The organism is Chloracidobacterium sp. N, from assembly GCF_018304765.1.
In the GTDB taxonomy this organism is placed as follows: domain Bacteria; phylum Acidobacteriota; class Blastocatellia; order Chloracidobacteriales; family Chloracidobacteriaceae; genus Chloracidobacterium; species Chloracidobacterium aggregatum.
Genome location: NZ_CP072642.1, coordinates 1,337,951 through 1,354,971, shown reverse-complemented (window position 1 = coordinate 1,354,971; position 17,021 = coordinate 1,337,951). Strand labels below are relative to the sequence as shown.

Annotated in this window: 10 protein-coding genes and 1 pseudogene; 5 read left to right on the top strand and 6 right to left on the bottom strand. The window is 62.3% G+C overall.

Annotated features, from left to right (window positions below; genetic code table 11):
* Positions 1-5 precede the first annotated feature (5 nt).
* Entirely contained in the window at positions 6-2,681 is a 2,676-nt protein-coding gene (aceE, locus tag J8C05_RS05635; RefSeq protein WP_211421315.1) for a pyruvate dehydrogenase (acetyl-transferring), homodimeric type, read from the bottom strand.
* A 253-nt stretch (positions 2,682-2,934) separates the two neighbouring features.
* Here aceE and J8C05_RS05630 point away from each other — a divergent pair, with 253 nt between their 5' ends.
* On the top strand, positions 2,935-3,750 hold the full coding sequence (locus J8C05_RS05630; RefSeq protein WP_211421314.1) for a formylglycine-generating enzyme family protein: 816 nt from the start codon (positions 2,935-2,937) through the stop codon (positions 3,748-3,750).
* Positions 3,751-3,911: 161 nt separating this feature from the next.
* Positions 3,912-6,467, top strand: coding sequence for an ATP-binding protein (locus tag J8C05_RS05625; RefSeq protein ID WP_211421313.1), 2,556 nt, complete (start codon positions 3,912-3,914; stop codon positions 6,465-6,467).
* Positions 6,468-6,713: 246 nt separating this feature from the next.
* On the opposite strand, the pseudogene J8C05_RS15450 reads toward J8C05_RS05625, so the two are convergent.
* From J8C05_RS15450 to J8C05_RS05610, 4 genes and pseudogenes are all read right to left on the bottom strand, one after another.
* A pseudogene (locus tag J8C05_RS15450) lies at positions 6,714-7,202 on the bottom strand (class I SAM-dependent methyltransferase); the annotation flags it as partial.
* A gap of 112 nt (positions 7,203-7,314) precedes the next feature.
* Positions 7,315-8,289 (bottom strand): Gfo/Idh/MocA family protein, encoded by a 975-nt coding sequence (locus J8C05_RS05620; RefSeq protein WP_211421312.1) that lies wholly within the window; start codon positions 8,287-8,289, stop codon positions 7,315-7,317.
* Between the two features lie 4 nt (positions 8,290-8,293).
* Entirely contained in the window at positions 8,294-9,373 is a 1,080-nt protein-coding gene (locus J8C05_RS05615; protein WP_211421311.1) for an alpha/beta hydrolase, read from the bottom strand.
* A 45-nt stretch (positions 9,374-9,418) separates the two neighbouring features.
* Entirely contained in the window at positions 9,419-10,465 is a 1,047-nt protein-coding gene (locus tag J8C05_RS05610) for a methyltransferase (protein WP_211421310.1), read from the bottom strand.
* Positions 10,466-10,684: 219 nt separating this feature from the next.
* Between J8C05_RS05610 and J8C05_RS05605 the strand changes: the two genes are divergently transcribed.
* The 3 genes from J8C05_RS05605 to J8C05_RS05595 all read left to right on the top strand — a co-directional run bounded on the left by J8C05_RS05605 (position 10,685) and on the right by J8C05_RS05595 (position 16,403).
* Positions 10,685-11,758, top strand: coding sequence for a zinc-dependent alcohol dehydrogenase (locus J8C05_RS05605; protein WP_211421309.1), 1,074 nt, complete (start codon positions 10,685-10,687; stop codon positions 11,756-11,758).
* Positions 11,759-11,976: 218 nt separating this feature from the next.
* Positions 11,977-15,069 (top strand): SpoIIE family protein phosphatase, encoded by a 3,093-nt coding sequence (locus J8C05_RS05600; RefSeq protein WP_211421308.1) that lies wholly within the window; start codon positions 11,977-11,979, stop codon positions 15,067-15,069.
* Between the two features lie 143 nt (positions 15,070-15,212).
* The gene (locus J8C05_RS05595; RefSeq protein WP_014099648.1) at positions 15,213-16,403 is read left to right on the top strand and encodes an AAA family ATPase; all 1,191 of its coding nucleotides are present in this window, start codon (positions 15,213-15,215) and stop codon (positions 16,401-16,403) included.
* 136 nt (positions 16,404-16,539) lie between these two features.
* Here the strand turns inward: J8C05_RS05595 and J8C05_RS05590 are convergent, their stop codons facing one another.
* Entirely contained in the window at positions 16,540-16,992 is a 453-nt protein-coding gene (locus J8C05_RS05590) for a tRNA (cytidine(34)-2'-O)-methyltransferase (protein WP_014099647.1), read from the bottom strand.
* Positions 16,993-17,021: the final 29 nt, after the last annotated feature.

Genomic DNA, 17,021 nt, shown 5'->3' with positions numbered 1-17,021 from the left:
GGGTTCTAACGTCCGGCAACCGGCTCCGGCACGGCCGCTTCGCCGTAGAGTTCCGCTCCGGCGCGCGCGACCTCATCGAAGCCCAGTTTGCCCATTTCGGCCAGTTTGTAGAGCGCCGCATACGCAATGGAAGCCGCATCCACCTTGAAGTGACGCCGCAACTGCTCGCGGGTGTCGCTCATCCCGAAGCCGTCAGTTCCCAGGGGCAGAAACGGCTGGCGGACCCAGCGGGCGATGCTGTCCGGCCAGGCTTTCATGTAGTCACTGACGGCAATGATGGGGCCTTCGGCATTGGCCAGAACCTTCTGAAGGTACGGCACCCGGGGCTTTTCCAGCGGATGGGCCAGATTCCACGCTTCGGTCTGTAACGCATCGTCGCGCAGCGCGCGGTAACTTGTTGCCGACCACACATCCGCCGCCACGTCATAGCGTTCGGCCAGAATACGCTGGGCTTCGAGTGCCTGCATCATCAGCGCGCCACTGCCGAAAATCTGGACGATGTGGCGCTTGGCGTCGAGGCACGGCTTGAACAGGTACAGCCCGCGCAGGATACCTTCCTCCACACCGCGCGGCATGGCCGGCATGGCGTAGTTTTCGTTATACACCGTGATGTAATAGAACACGTCCTCGCCCTGCTCATACATCCGCCGCAGCCCATCACGTACAATCGCGGCAATTTCAAAGTGAAAGGCCGGGTCGTACTGCACACAGCACGGCACCGTCGAGGCCAGGACGTGGCTGTGGCCGTCCTGGTGCTGCAGGCCTTCGCCGTTGAGCGTCGTACGACCGGCCGTGGCTCCGATGAGAAAGCCCCGCCCACGGGCATCGCCCACGGCCCAGGCCTGATCGCCGGTGCGCTGAAAACCGAACATCGAATAGAACATGTAAAACGGAATCACCGGCTCGCCGTGGGTGGCATAGGACGTGCTCGCCGCCGTAAACGACCCCATCGCCCCGGCTTCCGTGATCCCTTCTTCGAGAAGCTGTCCGTCTTTGGCTTCGCGGTAGCTGAACAGCAGGTCGGAATCCACCGGGTCGTAGAGCTGTCCCTTTGCCGAGTAAATGCCGACTTTCTTGAACAGGAAGTCCATCCCGAACGTCCGCGCCTCATCGGGAATGATCGGCACGATGCGGCGGCCGATGTGCTTGTCGTCAAGCAGCTTGCGCAGCAGACGCACAATGGCCATGGTCGTTGAAACGGGCTGCTGGTTGGCGGCAGCAAACTCGGCGTAGAGGTCTTCCCGGGGCAGTTCCAGCGGCTTCGACCGGACAACCCGCCGGGGCAGTTCGCCACCGAGCCGCCGGCGACACTCGCGCAGGTATTCGACTTCCGGTGATGTTTCCCCCGGATGGTAGTAGGGCGCATCACCCACCTGGGCATCGGGAATCGGGAGCGCCATCAAATCGCGGAACTTCCTGAGTTCGGCTTCGGTCAGCTTCTTGAGCTGATGGGTTGCATTGCGGCCGGTGGCGCTTTCGCCAAGCATCCATCCCTTGACCGTCTTGACGAGGATGACGGTTGGCTGGCCCTGGTGCTCGACGGCTGCCTTGTAGGCCGCATAAATCTTCAGGTGATCGTGGCCGCCCCGGCGCAGCCGCTCCAGGTCGCGGTCCGACATCTGCTCCACCATCGCCAGGGCGCGTGGATCCTTGCCAAAAAAGTGCCGCCGGATGTAAGCGCCGCTTTCGACGGAATACTTCTGGAATTCGCCGTCGAGCGTGGTGTTCATAATGTGCAGCAGCGCGCCTTCGGTATCTTTGGCCAGCAACGGGTCCCAGCGGCGGCTCCAGATGACCTTGATGACATTCCACCCGGCGCCCCGGAAGACGGCTTCCAGTTCCTGAATGATTTTGCCGTTGCCGCGTACGGGGCCGTCGAGCCGCTGCAGGTTGCAGTTGACGACAAACACAAGGTTGTCGAGGCCCTCACGCGCCGCCAGATGCAGCGCGCCGAGCGCCTCCGGCTCATCCGTCTCGCCATCGCCCAGAAAGGCCCACACCCGCGACCGGGAAGTATCGGCAATTCCACGGTTGTGCAGATAGCGGTTGAAGCGCGCCTGATAGATGGCATTGATGGGTCCCAGCCCCATGGAAACCGTCGGAAATTCCCAGAAATCCGGCATCAGCCGTGGATGGGGGTAGCTCGAAAGCCCTTTGCCCAGCGCCTCCCGGCGGAAGTGTTCGAGATGTTCGACCGTCAGGCGTCCTTCCAGAAAGGCGCGGGAGTAAATGCCCGGCGCGGCGTGCCCCTGGTAGAAAATCTGATCGCCGGCGCCTTCGCCATCCTTGCCCTGAAAGAAATGATTGAACCCGACTTCGTACAGGCTGGCTGACGACGCATAGGTGGCCAGATGTCCGCCGATGCCGGGAAAGTAGTGATTGGCCCGTACCACCATCGCCACGGCATTCCACCGTACGATGCGCCGGATGCGCAGCTCCATTTCCTCATCCCCCGGAAACGGCGGTTCCTGCTCCGGTGAAATCGTGTTGATGTATGGCGTCTGCACCAGTTCAGGCAGTCCGACGCGCATCAGACGCGATTTTTTGAGCAGCTTGCGCAGCAGAAACTGCGCCCGCTCACGGCCTTCCTGATTGACCACCTGCTCCAGGGCTTCAAGCCATTCGGCGGTTTCCTGTGGGTCGGCATCCGGCAACTGTTGCTTGAATTCGTCGAGATACATCGGCGAAGACCTCCCGGCTCTTACGGTTGAACTTGCGTTGGAATCCTGCCTGGCAGACTGGCAGATGGGCACGTTGTTTGTACGCCAAGATACAATCAACGGCAAGCGGCCATTGGCTGCGCTTCCATCTCCGGCGGCGGATGGCCGTTCCCGGTTCCTTCGGGGCGCATCCAGCGGCAATCTGCCAACGCCTGACACGGTGCCAGACCGGATGCACGTGCGCCGCCGGTCTGGTAGGGTCTGGCCGAACGTCATGCGAAACATCTTTGGTTTCTGGTTGCTTGTATCCAGTTTCTGGCTGACGGCCTGCCAGGTCCGGCCGGCTGAACCGCCCTACCAGGTGCAGTTGCCACCGCCGGGCATGGTGCTTGTTCCCGGCGGGGCCTTCGTCCGCAGCGATGACGCCGGCCGTGGACATCTCACGGTCGTTGCGCCATTTTTTCTTGACCGCACCGAGGTGACGAATGCCGAATTCCGGCGCTTCGTCATGGCTACTGGCTATCAGAGTGAAGGGCGCTGGGCGCTGTATGCCACACCGGGACGCGAGCAGCATCCGGTTGTGGCCGTGACCTGGAACGATGCAGCGGCCTACGCCCGCTGGGCCGGAAAGCGGCTGCCGACCGAAGCCGAATGGGAGTTCGCCGCCCGCGCCGGCCGCCCTACGGCGCAGTACGGCACAGCGGGTGCGGGTGTGTCGGCTGCCAGCGCGGCCAACTTTGGCCACATCGCCGTCAACCCGAAACGCATGCCATTACGTGGCATCCAGACCACACCGGTAGCCACGTTTGCTCCCAATCCTTTCGGGCTTTATGACCTGTCCGGCAATGCCGCCGAGTGGTGTCAGGACTGGTTCGATGCCGACTACTACGCCTTTGGCCCGTCCCACAATCCACCCGGGCCGGACTTTGGACGCGGACGGGTCGTGCGTGGCGGTTCGTGGAATGACCGCGAGGACTACCTTCAGCTCACACGCCGCTACGGACTCCCTCCCGGCACGATCGCCTTCACCCTGGGGTTTCGCTGCGCGGCCGATGTGATGCCTCCATCTCCCAAACCCTCCCCGGAGTGATGCCCGTGCCGTGCCGTCTTTACGTTTACTGCCGGCAACTTACGGAGAAAAGGTTGCCTGACGCCACAGGATAACAATAAAAAACCGGACAATGACTTGCTGTAGCAACGTTTCCCCAAGACCTTGATGACTCCGCCAAGGAGCGTTTTACTGTGGCCGATATGATGGAGACTGGTCCGTTCAAACCCGGACACTATCTTTTCGACCTTGAGGGGCGGCTGTGCCACGCAGCGGTTTCCTCCGATCCCCTTCAGAGCACAGATCACACGGTTGCTGAGGAGCAGACGGATTTCGATTTGTCAGCGTCGTTGTCCTCTCCATCCCTGCCACCGGCCCTGCAGGCGCTTTTACGGGCTGTGGCGCAGGGGCAGGAGGTGCTCCCCGGGTCGGTGTACCTCGCGGACGATCTCGTGGCAACGGCTTATCCGGTAACGTGGCAGCAGGCAAAGCTCGTGGCCGTGGTCGTCTCGCCGGCAGCCGTTTCCCAGCCCCACTACCACCCGGCGCTGGCCGTGCTCAACATCAGCCGTTCGATCCACGCCGGTCACACCATGACGGCTATCTTTGAGACGGTTGCCCGTGAAGCCGGCAAGTTGTTGTCCTTTGACCGCCTGAGCATCACGCTCTTTCGTCCTGACACCAATGAAGTCGAAATTTACGCCCTACACGACGATGGTACGAGTTCGGTACAGGCGGGCCGCGTTGTGCCGGGAGACAATACCGTGACCGCCTGGGTCGTCAGACATGGGCAGCCGATTGTCACGCCGGACATCCGGCAGGAAATGCGCTTTGTGACCTACCAGGACTGGACAGCCCAGGGCTACTGCTCAACGCTGTGTCATCCCTTGATTATCGAGGGCAACGTCATCGGCACACTCAACTTCACGAGCCGGACAGTCAACGCCTACAGCGACGACACCCTCCGGCTGGTGACACCCCTTGCCGAACAGGTGGCCATTGCCATCAGCAACACCCAGATGCGCCAGCGTCTGCTACAGGAATCCCGCCGCCTGCGCCGCATCGTCGAGGTGGCCAATCAGGTCAAGCACCATCTCGGTCTGGAAGGTTATCTGAGCGTTTCCGAAATTCTGCGCTGGATGTGTGAAGTCGCCTGCGATCTGGGCTGGGAGCGCGCCCTGTTCTGCCTGCGTGACCCGGCGGCAGCCTCAACGAACGATTCATTCATTGCGGCCTTTGCCGGGGCTTTCACCGAAGGACAGCACGTCGAGCTCGATGTGCTCAAAACCCAGCGCACACGGGTTGGGGGCTTCTCGACCACACCGGGGGCGCGGCTGTCCGGCGTTCGCCGGCGTATCGGGGACCACTCGTTTCTGCTCGGACGCCACACGGAATCTCCGTTGCGGATGTGGCACAGCGGCCCCATCATCGTCGTCCCGCTGGCGCTGGAGGGCAAACTGTTCGGCACGTTCAGCGTTGACCGCCTGGGTGATGCCCCATCCACGGAGGAAGTCGAAACTCTCGAACTGCTGACCGATTACGCCACGGTCGTGCTTCACAACTCACGGCTCATCGCACAGCTCCGGGAACAACTGGCTGAAACCCAGCGGCTGCACGAGCAGGAGCGGGAATATCACCTTCAGATGCGCCAGACGGAACGGCTGCGGGCGCTGGGGGAACTGGCTTCGGGCGTGGCGCACAACTTCAACAATGCCCTGACCATCATCCAGGGGCGGATTGGTCTGCTCAAAGCCAGAGCGACGGACGAAACGACGCTCCGTTCGCTCGACATCATGCACAAGGTGACCCAGGACGCGGCCAACATCGTCAAACGCATCCAGAACTTTGCCCGCGTCCGTGAAGGCGATTCAGATTTCGAGCCGCTTGACCTGAGCCAACTCGTGCAGGAAACCATCGAGGCCACCCAACCCCGGTGGATGCACCGCTCCGGCAAATCGTCCATTCACGTCACCTGCCAGGCGCCGTTGCCCGTGCACATCCTGGGCAACCCGACCGAGTTGCGCGAAGTCATCACCAACCTCCTGTTCAATGCGCTGGATGCCATGCCCACCGGCGGCGAGATCATCATCAATGTCTATTCACAGGAGGACACCGCCAGACTCGTGGTGCGCGACACGGGCGCTGGCATGAGCGAAGAGGTCAAAAAACGTATCTTTGACCCGTTCTACACGACCAAAGGGGGACAGGGCACGGGTCTGGGGCTGAGCGTCTCGCACAACATTGTCAGCCGGCACCGGGGGCGGATTGAAGTTGAAAGCGAACCGGGACGTGGAACGACATTTTTCCTGACCTTTCCGTTGGCGCCGGTATCCCTGACCCAAACCCTGATGACCGCCCCACCGCTGCCTGCACTGCCCTCCCAACGGTTGCGCATTCTGGTCGTTGACGATGAACCGCCGGTGGCGGAAACCATTGCGGAGATGATCAAGCTCCTGGGACATGAGGTACAGGTCGAGACCGCTCCGCGCCGGGCCCTGCAGCGACTGCGGCTGGAAGCTTTCGACGCGCTCTTTACCGACCTCGGCATGCCCGACCTGAACGGCTGGCAGTTCATCGCCGAAGTACGGGCCCTGAACCTGAACCTACCCATCACGCTCGTGACGGGTTGGGCGGACCGGATCACGCCGGGAGAACTCCAGGCCCGGCGCGTGCGGCTCATTGGCAAGCCGGTTGATGTAGGCATCATCGAGCACACGTTGAGGGAAATCGTAAGCGAACTCAGGACGACGCTGCACTAGGGAGCGGACCCAGGCGCGTTTGCGCGCCGTACAGATGAGTGAAACCCCAAGAGGCAGACTGAACAGGCTGATCAGCCATCGCTCGACACCCAACAACCGGTTGAGCAGCCCATTGAGCCACGTCGGCAAAGGGCGCAGGTCGCTTTGCGGACGCACCCCCTGCTTGCGCAGGCTCTGCCAGAAGCGCAGCAGCAACACCGGCAGGAACAAACCGCACATGAAGTGGCTCAGCCGCTCGACCTCAAACCCCATGGCCTGAAGTTTGTCGCGCAGTTCCCGTGGGGCATAGCGGCGGCGATGATGCAGGGCTTCGTCGTGCGGACTCCAGAGAAACCCATACGCCGGTACGGTGATGATCACCGCTCCCCCCGGCTTGCAGACCCGGTGGAGTTCAGCCAGGGCGGCCAGGTCATCGTCCACGTGTTCGAGCATGTCAAGCGCCGTCACCACATCAAAGGTATCGTCGGCAAAACACAGTTTCTCGACGCGGCACCGCGCCAGATGGGAAAGTCCCCGCTGCCGTGACCAGTGGAGCGCCTCCGGCGAGACATCCGTGCCGATGACCCGCCCGAAGGCACGCAGCATCTCGGCATTGGCCCCCGTCCCACATCCGGCATCCAGCAGCCACCGCTCGGAAGTGGCCGCCGGCTGACGGCGCAGTGCCGCCGCCACCCAATCCCGAACCAGCGCGCGCCGTCCGACAAACCACCAGTAGGTCGTTTCGAGCTGGAACATCCGGCGGTATTCATCAATATCCATAACCCGATTCCACCGTGGTTGCCCGGAGTCGCCCAAGGGGGCGGGGAAGCTGTCAGCGGCGCAGGGCGAAGGTGAAACGCCCTGCCCCTTACGTTGGAACGTCCACCCAATGCCCCAGTCCGGCGCGGCGGGCATGGGCGGTGATTTCCGCCCGTACCTGAAGCGCCAGTTCCAAAGCTGCCTGTCCGGCCCGTCCATCCACCAGCGGCTGCCGGCCCTGCCGGATGCAGGTGATGAAGTGTTCGAGTTCGGCCCGCAATGGCTCGTCAGGCGTGACCGTGACGGCGCGGGGAACAATGGCCGGCGGGGCGGATGCCACATGGGAACGGGCGACCTCCAGCGCCGTCACCTGCTGGGTCAGGCAGTCCACCGAAACATACCCTCCGGCGTGAAAGCACCGCAGCTTGCGTACCTTGTCGAGCGAAACGCGGCTGGCCGTGACATTCGCCACACAGCCGTTGGCAAACTCGATACGGGCGCTGGCAATATCAATTTTTTCCGTCAGCGCCGGAACACCCACGGCGTGGATGGTGTCCACCGGCGCATCCACCATCCAGCGCAGCAAATCCAGATCGTGGATCATCACGTCGGCAACAACATCAATGTCCAGACTGCGGGGCGTGAACACACTGAGGCGGTCAATCTCAAAAAAGCGGGGCTGGCGCACCAGTGCCTGAGCAGCCTGAAGCGCCGGATTGAACCGCTCCAGATGGCCGACCTGAAGAATGACGCCCGCCTGCCCGGCTGCCGCAATCATCTCATCGGCTTCTTCAAGCGTCACGGCAATCGGCTTTTCAACGAGGACGTGCTTGCCCTGGGCAAGCAACGCCACCGACAACGCGCAGTGGTCACAGGTGGGGACGGCCACGCTGACCGCCATCACCTGTGCGGCGAGGTCCTGCCAGTCGGCAAAGTAAGCAACACCATAACGGTCAGCCACCGCCTGCCCGACTTCACGACGCAGGTCACACACCCCAACCAGTCGTACCCCCGGCAGGCCGGCGTAAAGCCGGGCATGGTGCTGCCCCAAGGCGCCGACACCAATGACGCCGACCGTCACCATGCGCTTACTGACCAGTTCCCTTGCCGTCAGCTTCCTTGCCAGCCGCCGGGGGCGTGCCAGCCGGGGGTGCGGCCGGTGGCGAAGCCGCATCCGGGAGCGGTGTCACCGGGAATCCGCGCTGGGCGAAAAAGCTGCACACCCGCTCGTTGTAGAGATCGGCGTCCTTGCCGGCCAGAGGAATGTTGCGGGACTTTGGAATATCAATTCGCTCACAAACAGAAGGCCCAAGCGCCAACATAACTTCCATGGCTGCTTTCTGGAGATTTTTTGACGTATTTTCAGCGATTATAACCGCCACGCTCTTGCCCTTGCTCTGATAGTTGGCAGCCTGGCTCCGAACGGAGCCGGTGTCGTAAATCCCCCCCTGATTGATCTGTAACCCGATGTCCAGCAGTCCATTCGTGATGAAGTTGTCGAGACCGAACAATTCACGGGCGCGGAGATGCGCGAACTCACGTACGGAATCATAAGGCATATCGGCCACAACGGCCTTGACCGAGTCATTCTCTCCGCCCACCATCAATGAGGCGTAAGCGCCGACATTGACCCCGTAAAGCCCAATTTTATTGGGATCAATCAACTGTACCTCCCCGCCTTTCGGGGATGGAATCCTGAAGGTTTTGAAAAACTCCACGGCGGCCGCCAAATCTTTCTTTTCAGAAGCTCCAAGGGTTGTCACCAGGTTGGTGCTCTCACCATGTGCCCGGAGGTCATAGACGAGCACGTTGTACCCCCGCTCCCAGAGCCGATAGCCCAGATCCATCATGTCAGCCCGTGAATTTCCCAACCCATGGGTGATGATGATTCCGGGCAGTCCGGCGCCACGGATAAAAACCCACCCATTGAGAGCTCCACTGGCGCCGGAAATCTGAACTTCCTTCCAGGTGAAGCTGACCACTTTTCCCCAGTTATCCGGAAGTTTTTTGGGAAAATCTTTGATGGAAAGCAGCGAGCGGTTGGACTTGGTAATGGCATTGACGGCATACGCCGTATAGCCCACAGCGGCAATGAGGGTGATGGCGATGACCGGGACAAAAACCTTGAGGTAAAGAAAGATGCGTGTTTTTTTCTTACGCGGCGGCATGGTAAAGGCTCCCCGAATTCCCTGAATAAAGTGCAGAACGAAAGGCTAGGGCTTGCGTCCCGAAATCACGTGGTCAAACCACCAGGCCTGTTCCAGTGGCGTCACCGTAATCCGCAGAAAACCGGACTGGTTGAGCCACAAGGCGAGTTGTTCAGCCGAATAGGTCGCCCCCGACATCATGTTGAGGCTGAAGAGCGCAGCAAACTGGGCGGCGGACGGGGAGGGGGCGTCAGGTGTCATCTCCTGGACAATAACGCATCCACCCGGATTGAGGGCGGCGTAGCTTTTCTTCAGTACCCGCAGGATATGCCGCTCCCCAAGCCCGTGCAGAACCCCCGACAACAGCACGACATCGTAGCCGTAGCCATAATCGGCATTGACGAAATCCCCAGCCCGGACGCGAACCCGGTCACGAACAGCCGACTGCTGAATCAGTTCGTCAGCAATGGCGACGACCTCCGGCAAGTCAAACACCTCGGCTGTCAGTCCCGGATACTGCTCGGCAAAGCGGAGTGCGTACGAACCAGCCCCACCGCTGACATCAAGCAGACGGGTGTAGCCGCTCAGGTCCACCGCCCGGCACAGCGCCTCGGCCTGTCCGCCCAAGGCAATCTCGTGCATAGCCAGCACCCAGGCCCGCTCAGCCGCCTGGCGTTCATCATTCGGACGCACCAGGTTGAAAGCCATCTCACGCGGGCCGATTTCACCGGTGCGGAGCAGATGGTCGAGTTCCCCGAACCGGGCCCACAAATCGGCGAAGTAGTCCAGCAGATGCCCCTGATAGGCCGGCTTGCCGCGCACGAGAAACGTTGTCGCCAATGGGCTGTTCCGGTACAGCCCGGCTTCATCCTCTGTGACCAGTCCCAAGCTGGCACAGGCCCTCAGCAGTTTTTCCGCCCCGGCCGGTGTCAACCGACAGGCCCCAGCCAGGTCAGAACCGGTTTGCGGGCGGGCTTCCAGAACCTCAAAAACCGCCAGCCGATGGGCGGCAAACAAAACGCCGCTGCTCCAGAAAGCCGTTCCCAGCCGGTAGAGCGGCTCTGGCGTCAGGGGGGTCGCTCGTCGTGAGCGACGTTTTGGTGATGTGGACATGCCAACTCCAGCCATGCGGACTGGGCCACCCGGAACCAGGGGCATCCCCGCCACCGGTAGCGTCAGCCGCCAAAGTACATTCAGAACAATACCTTTGGGCGTTTCAGACGCTAGCATGGTCGCGGCAGCTCATGCTACGGGTGCCGTGTCCAGGACTTGCCTGCCTGAGAATGACCGCACACAATGCTGAATCCAATGCTTTCCTATGGATGACACCAAGTGACCCACCTGACCATGCCGACCGACGCACCGCCGATGCCGGCACTCATGCGCGCCAACGTGCTTCTGGAACCGGGCACGATTGAAATGCAACACCTGCCCATTCCCGACCCTGAACCGGGTGGCGTCGTCGTCCAGGTGATGACGGCGCTGACCTGTGGGACGGACCTCAAAGCCTTTCTGCGTGGTCATCCGAAGTTTCCAACCCCGACCCTTTTCGGCCACGAGTTTGCCGGAGTCATTGCCAAGGTGGGCCCGGGCGTGACGCGCTTCCGGGAAGGCGACCGGGTGATGTCCACCCACTCGGCTCCGTGCGGCGTGTGCTACTACTGCCAGCGCGGTCAGGAAAACCTCTGCGATACCATCATGTCCAGCATGGTGCTGGGGGCCTATGCGGAATACATCCGCATCCCGGAACGCATCGTGCGGCAGAACATGTATCCCAAGCCGGAGAACCTGCCCTACCGGGAAGCCGCCCTGATGGAACCGCTCGCCTGTGTCGTGCACGGACTGGAAGGGGTGACGGTCAGGGAAGACGACACCGTTCTGGTGCTTGGCAACGGTGCCATTGCCCTGCTGCACGTCGCAGCACTGAAAGCGCGCGGCGTGGAAAATATCATTGTGGCGGGACGGCGGGCGTACCGGCAGCGTGTGGCCCGTGCCATTGGGGCGGCCCAGACAGTGGACTTTACGAACGAAACCCTGCCTGTGCAGATTCGTGAACTCACCGGCGGACGCGGGGCCGATCTCGTCATCGAGTGCACGGGCCAGCCCCACATCTGGGAACTGGCCGTGCACCTGGCGCGCCGGGGTGGAACGGTGATTTTCTTTGGCGGCTGCAAGCGCGGCACCACCGTCACGTTCGACACCGAGCGCATCCACTACGACGAAATCACGCTGCGCAGCCCCTTTCACATGACGCCCCGCGCCGTCCGGCAGGCGCGCGAGCTGCTCCTTGAACGGCGCGTGGACTGGGGACAGCTCATCACGGCCGACTACCCGCTCGAACGGCTGGGCGAGGCTCTCGATCAGCTCCAGCGTGGCGATTGCATCAAGTTCGCCATTCTCCCGTGAAGACTTCGCCTGCTGCGCAGATGGGCCCTGGCCACAGGAGACATCCGCCCCAAGGTTACAGCCACCAAACCTGCCTCTTCGCCCTGTGGCTGCTGCTCTGGTCCGCCAGCTTCAGTGATCGGCTCCCTGCCCAACCCCCTCCCCAACCACCAGCGAAGACCGCTCCGTCCGCTGGCGCGCGGCTTCAGTGCGTACCCAGCGAGGTTGGGACGCGCTTCGTGCAGAACTATGGCCAGGACGAGTTCCGGTCCCTGCCCCAGACCTGGGGCGTCATCCAGGATGCACGCGGCGTCCTGTACGTCGCCAACGACACCGGGCTGCTCATCTATGACAGCGTCCGCTGGCAGCAACTTACGCTGCCCAACAGCGCCACCGTACGGTCGCTGGACATCAGCCCCGACGGGCAGGTGTACCTTGGCGCTGAAAATGAACTGGGGTATCTCTCCGCGACGCCACAGGGAGCGGCCCGGTTTGTCTCCCTTCTGGAGCGCCTGCCGCCTGACAAACGGCGCTTTGGATCGGTCTGGCGGACCTGGGCCACGCCAGAAGGCATTTTTTTCCAGACCTATCGGTATCTATTCCACCTCATTGGCGAAAGTGTCCACGTCCATGAGCCGGCCGGACAGGTGGCGCGTGATGACTTCGTGTGGAGTCACTGGATCAACGACCGACTGTATGTCCACCAGCGACACGTTGGACTGCTGCTTCTTGGAAAGGATGAAGTGCTGCGGCTCGCGCCGGGCGGTGAGCTGTTTGCAGAACGCCGGGTGTGCGCGCTGCTGCCCTTCGACCAGGAACACCTTCTGGCCGTGACGCAGGAGGATGGACTCTGGCTCTATGCCCCAGACACCGGCGCACCCCGGAGCCTTCCACTCCGGCCGCGCCCGGTGCAACCGATCGATTTCAACCATGCCTGTGTGCTGGCCGATGGGCGCATTGCCATTGGCAGCAATCACGACGGCGTGCTCGTCTGTGACCGCCAGGGGCGTCTGATGGAAGTCATCGGACGCCAGGCCGGACTCAGTTCCCCTTCGGTGCACTGGGTCTATAGTGATCGGCAGGGGGGACTGTGGGCCGCGCACCGGAATGGGCTGGCGCGCATCGAGGTCGGCTCCAGACTTTCCTATTTCGACGAAGCCACGGGCCTCGAAGGACGGGTGTTTGCCCTCCACCGCCATGCGGGACGGCTTTACGCCGGAACCCTGGCCGGACTGTTCGCGCTGGACGACCAGCCCCCAGGGGCGCTTGTTGCAGGGCAGGCACGGTTCGTGCGCGTGCCCGGCATGGATACCGACTGCTGGCACATGGCAACGGACGGCGACCGGATGCTGGTCGCCACCGGGAGTGGGCTTTACGAAATCACCCCACGCCCAGCCACTCCCCCAGGCGTCAAAAAACTGGACATTGAAGGCCGGACCTATGTGCTGCACCCGGACCCCATTCAGGCCGGGCGTTTCTATGTCGGGACACGCCGGGGCCTTTTCCGCCTGACACGGCATGGTGCGGGCTGGAAGGTCGAAGCGCCGGTCTTTGGCCTCCAGGAGGAAGTCCGCTCTCTCACCGTGACCGATGAAGGTCTCTGGTGCGGCACCATGCACCGGGGAGCCTGCTTGATCCCGGAAGCTCTTCTCCGCGCCGGCGGGCAGGCGGATTCGTCACAGGTCATCCGCATTGACGAACGGGTTGGGCTGCCCACCCAGCGCGAGACCTTCGTGGCCCGGGTCAATGGTCAGGCCTGCCTGGCGACCCAGCGTGGTGTCTATGTCTTCGACCCACGCGGGCATACCCTGCGTCCGGCAGATGCCTTCGCGGCGCTCCGGGAGGCACCGGTTTTTCGTTTCGGACAGGATGCCCAGGGAGGGGTCTGGTACGCCCGGGATTTCAGTGAGCGGGGTGTTTTGCGTCCGGGACCGCACCACCACTTCGAGCCGGACACCCAGGTGCTCCGCCTGCCGCCGGCATCGCTTCTGCGCACCATCCTCTGTGAGCCGGAGGGGATCACCTGGCTGGGCGGAGACAAAGGGCTCTTCCGCTATGCCGGGCCGACGCCCCAGCCGCCCCGCGCCCCCGGACAACTCCTCATTCGCCGCCTCGAAACCGGCGGACAGGTGCAATTTGCCGGCTATGGCAACCTGCCCGCCGAACTGCCGCCACTGGACTACACCGGCAACCGGCTCCGCTGTGAAGTGGCCCTGCTGTCCTTCCCCCGTGAGCGCGAGCATCGCTTTCGCTTCCGCCTCGACGGCAGTGACCGCCAGTGGTCGGACTGGAGCCACGAAACGGTCAAGGAATACACCAACCTGTCCGAAGGCGAGTACACGCTCCGGGTCGAAGCCCAGGACCTTTACGGACAAACCCTGACGATGGCGCCGGTACGCCTGCGCATTCTCCCCCCCTGGTATCGCACCTGGTGGGCCTACAGCCTCGCGGTCGGTTTCATCGGATGCCTGATTGTGGGCGGCATCCGGTTTCGGGAACGCCTGCTCATCGAAAGAAACCGCGCCCTCGAACACCAGGTGCGCGAGCGCACATCTGAAATCACCCGCCAGCGGGATGAAATCCTGGACAGCATCCGCTACGCCGAGCGCATTCAGAAGGCTGTCCTGCCAACCCTGACCGACCTGCGCCAGAGCGTGCCGGAAAGTTTCATCCTGTACGCCCCCCGTGACATTGTGAGCGGCGACTTCTACTGGATTCACACCACCCACGAGGGAGTCATTCTCACGGTTGCCGACTGCACCGGGCATGGCGTGCCCGGGGCGTTTATGTCGCTGATTGGGAATGACCTTCTCAATCAGATCGTCATCGAGCGCGGCATTCGTGACCCGGCGCAAATCCTCACCGAACTCGATGCCGGTATCGTGGCGGCGCTTGGACAGAAAACCGATCACGAGCTGGTTCGCGTCCATGACGGACTCGATGCCGGCATTCTCTGCCTGACCCCTGACCGGCGGCAGGCCTGCTATGCCGGCGCCAGACGACCGCTCTACCTGGTGCGCCAGGGTGGGTTGACCGAAATCAAAGGTAATTTGCGGTCGGTGGGCGGCACGGGCCGCCGGGAAGCCCGCTTTACCAGCCACCACGTACCACTTGAAACCGGCACGATGCTCTACCTGACGACGGACGGCTTTGCCGACCAAAGCGATCCGCAGGGCAAAAAGTACGGCACCCGCCGTCTCAAGTCCCTGTTGTGTGAACTGGCGGCCCAGCCGGTGGAAGCCCAGTGCGCGCGGCTGGAACAGGTACTCCATGAACACGCCGGGACGGAACGCCTGCGGGATGATGTCACCATTGTCGGACTGCGTATCTGAAGCGATGCCAGCAAACCGGGCAAAAAGCACCGGATTGCCAAAAAAACCGGCATTCGCTTAGTATCCGAAGCACTTCCCCCGATTGGCCGCAACGCTTTCCCGGTCTTTTTGACGACGATGGCGTTCAAGGAGAGACACACTCGATGACCACTGCTGCCGCGCCCGGTGAAGCCACGCCACAGCGGACGTTGCTCAACCCGGATTTGAAAAGTCCCCGCGCCCGCGAGTTTGAAGAAAAACTCATGGCGCGCATCGTCGGGCAGGAACGCGCTGTCCGCCGCATTGCCAACCTCTACCAGATTTATCTGGCCGGGCTGGCGCATCCCGGCCGTCCCCTTGGGACGATGCTGTTTCTCGGACCAACGGGTTCGGGCAAAACCCGCGTCGTCGAGGCGGCAGCCGAAGCCCTGTTTGGCGACCCCTATGCCGTCGTCAAAATTGACTGCGCCGAGTTTCAACACAGTCACGAAGTCGCCAAGCTCATCGGCTCGCCCCCCGGCTACCTTGGCCACCGTGAAACGCCGCCGCTGCTGACCCAGGAAAACCTCGACAAGTACCACACCGAACAGGACAAGCTGACCTTCGTCCTGTTTGACGAAATCGAGAAAGCCTCGGACGCCTTGTGGCAACTGCTCCTGGGCATTCTGGACAAGGCGACGCTCACCCTGGGCGACAACCGGCGGGTGGATTTCTCGAAGTGCATGATCGTGATGACAAGCAATCTGGGCGCCAAGGAAATGTCGGAACTCATCACCGGCAGCATCGGCTTTGCTCCCGTACGCCCGGAAACGCAGCGCGACGACCTGGACCAGAAAATCTACCGCACGGCGACCGAAGCGGCGCGGCGCAAGTTTTCGCCGGAGTTTATGAACCGGATTGACAAGGTGGTGGTGTTTCGCAGCCTCAAGGACCATCACCTGGAGCGGATTCTCGAACTCGAATTGCGCGCCGTCCAGGAACGGATCACCCAGACGGCGGCGGAAAAATTCGTCATCCGCTGTTCCCCGGAAACCAAGCGCTTCCTGCTCGACGAAGGAATTGACCTGAAATACGGGGCGCGGCATCTCAAGCGCGCCATCGAGCGGTTTCTGGTCAACCCCATTGCCAGCCTGGTCGCCACACAACAGGTCAGCACCGGCGACCTGCTCCACGTGGACTATGACCCGGAAAACAAAAAGCTGATCTTCTCCAAAGAACCCCAGGGCGCACTGGTGCTGACTTCCGGTGGAGAAACCGAACACGCCAACCCTGAGAACAGGCCGCCGGAAGGTCAGGCCGTCGCCCTTCCGGCGCACATGTCCCCTTCCTCGGCCCGCAAAGTCAGCGAAAACTGAGCTGCCCACACGACACGCCAGAACCCGACCCAGGAACCAGCCAGCCGCCAGTTGCCCGGTGGCTGGCTGGTCCTTATCTGGGGCCCGCAGGCAGCCCGGACGCGCCTCAACGCCGCCCCCTGGTACATGCCGGCCCCTAGCGCAAGCCGGGAAAGCCGCACTGCCGCAGGGCCTCATACAGCACGAGCGCCACGCAGTTCGAGAGGTTGAGTGAACGCACATCCGTCGCCATCGGGATGCGGACGACACACTCCCCGGCAAGCAGTTCCGGCGGCAGCCCTCTGGTTTCACGTCCGAAGACGAGAAAATCATCCGGCCGGTAGGTGATTTCGTCGTAGCGGCATTGCCCGACCGTCTCAACGAAAATAAACCTGCCGGACGGATATGCCTGGCGCAGCGTCGGAAAATCACGCCACTCGTGAAGGTCAAGCTGGTGCCAGTAATCCAGCCCGGCCCGGCGCACCGCCCGCGCGTCAATCGAAAAACCCAGCGGGTGAACCAGGTGCAGGCGCGTCCCGGTACAGACACAGGTGCGCGCCACGTTCCCGGTGTTGACATGGATTTCCGGTTCGACCAAAACGACATGCATCGGCGTCTTCCAGCGTTGTTCTCTGGTAT

What these genes read in the sequence shown, in the direction of transcription:
- J8C05_RS05590 (WP_014099647.1), bottom strand. Translation starts at nt 16,992, where the DNA reads ATGCATGTCGTTTTGGTCGAACCGGAAATCCATGTCAACACCGGGAAC.
- J8C05_RS05595 (WP_014099648.1), top strand. Translation starts at nt 15,213, where the DNA reads ATGACCACTGCTGCCGCGCCCGGTGAAGCCACGCCACAGCGGACGTTG.
- J8C05_RS05630 (WP_211421314.1), top strand. Translation starts at nt 2,935, where the DNA reads ATGCGAAACATCTTTGGTTTCTGGTTGCTTGTATCCAGTTTCTGGCTG.
- J8C05_RS05610 (WP_211421310.1), bottom strand. Translation starts at nt 10,465, where the DNA reads ATGTCCACATCACCAAAACGTCGCTCACGACGAGCGACCCCCCTGACG.
- J8C05_RS05620 (WP_211421312.1), bottom strand. Translation starts at nt 8,289, where the DNA reads ATGGTGACGGTCGGCGTCATTGGTGTCGGCGCCTTGGGGCAGCACCAT.
- aceE (WP_211421315.1), bottom strand. Translation starts at nt 2,681, where the DNA reads ATGTATCTCGACGAATTCAAGCAACAGTTGCCGGATGCCGACCCACAG.
- J8C05_RS05615 (WP_211421311.1), bottom strand. Translation starts at nt 9,373, where the DNA reads ATGCCGCCGCGTAAGAAAAAAACACGCATCTTTCTTTACCTCAAGGTT.
- J8C05_RS05625 (WP_211421313.1), top strand. Translation starts at nt 3,912, where the DNA reads ATGATGGAGACTGGTCCGTTCAAACCCGGACACTATCTTTTCGACCTT.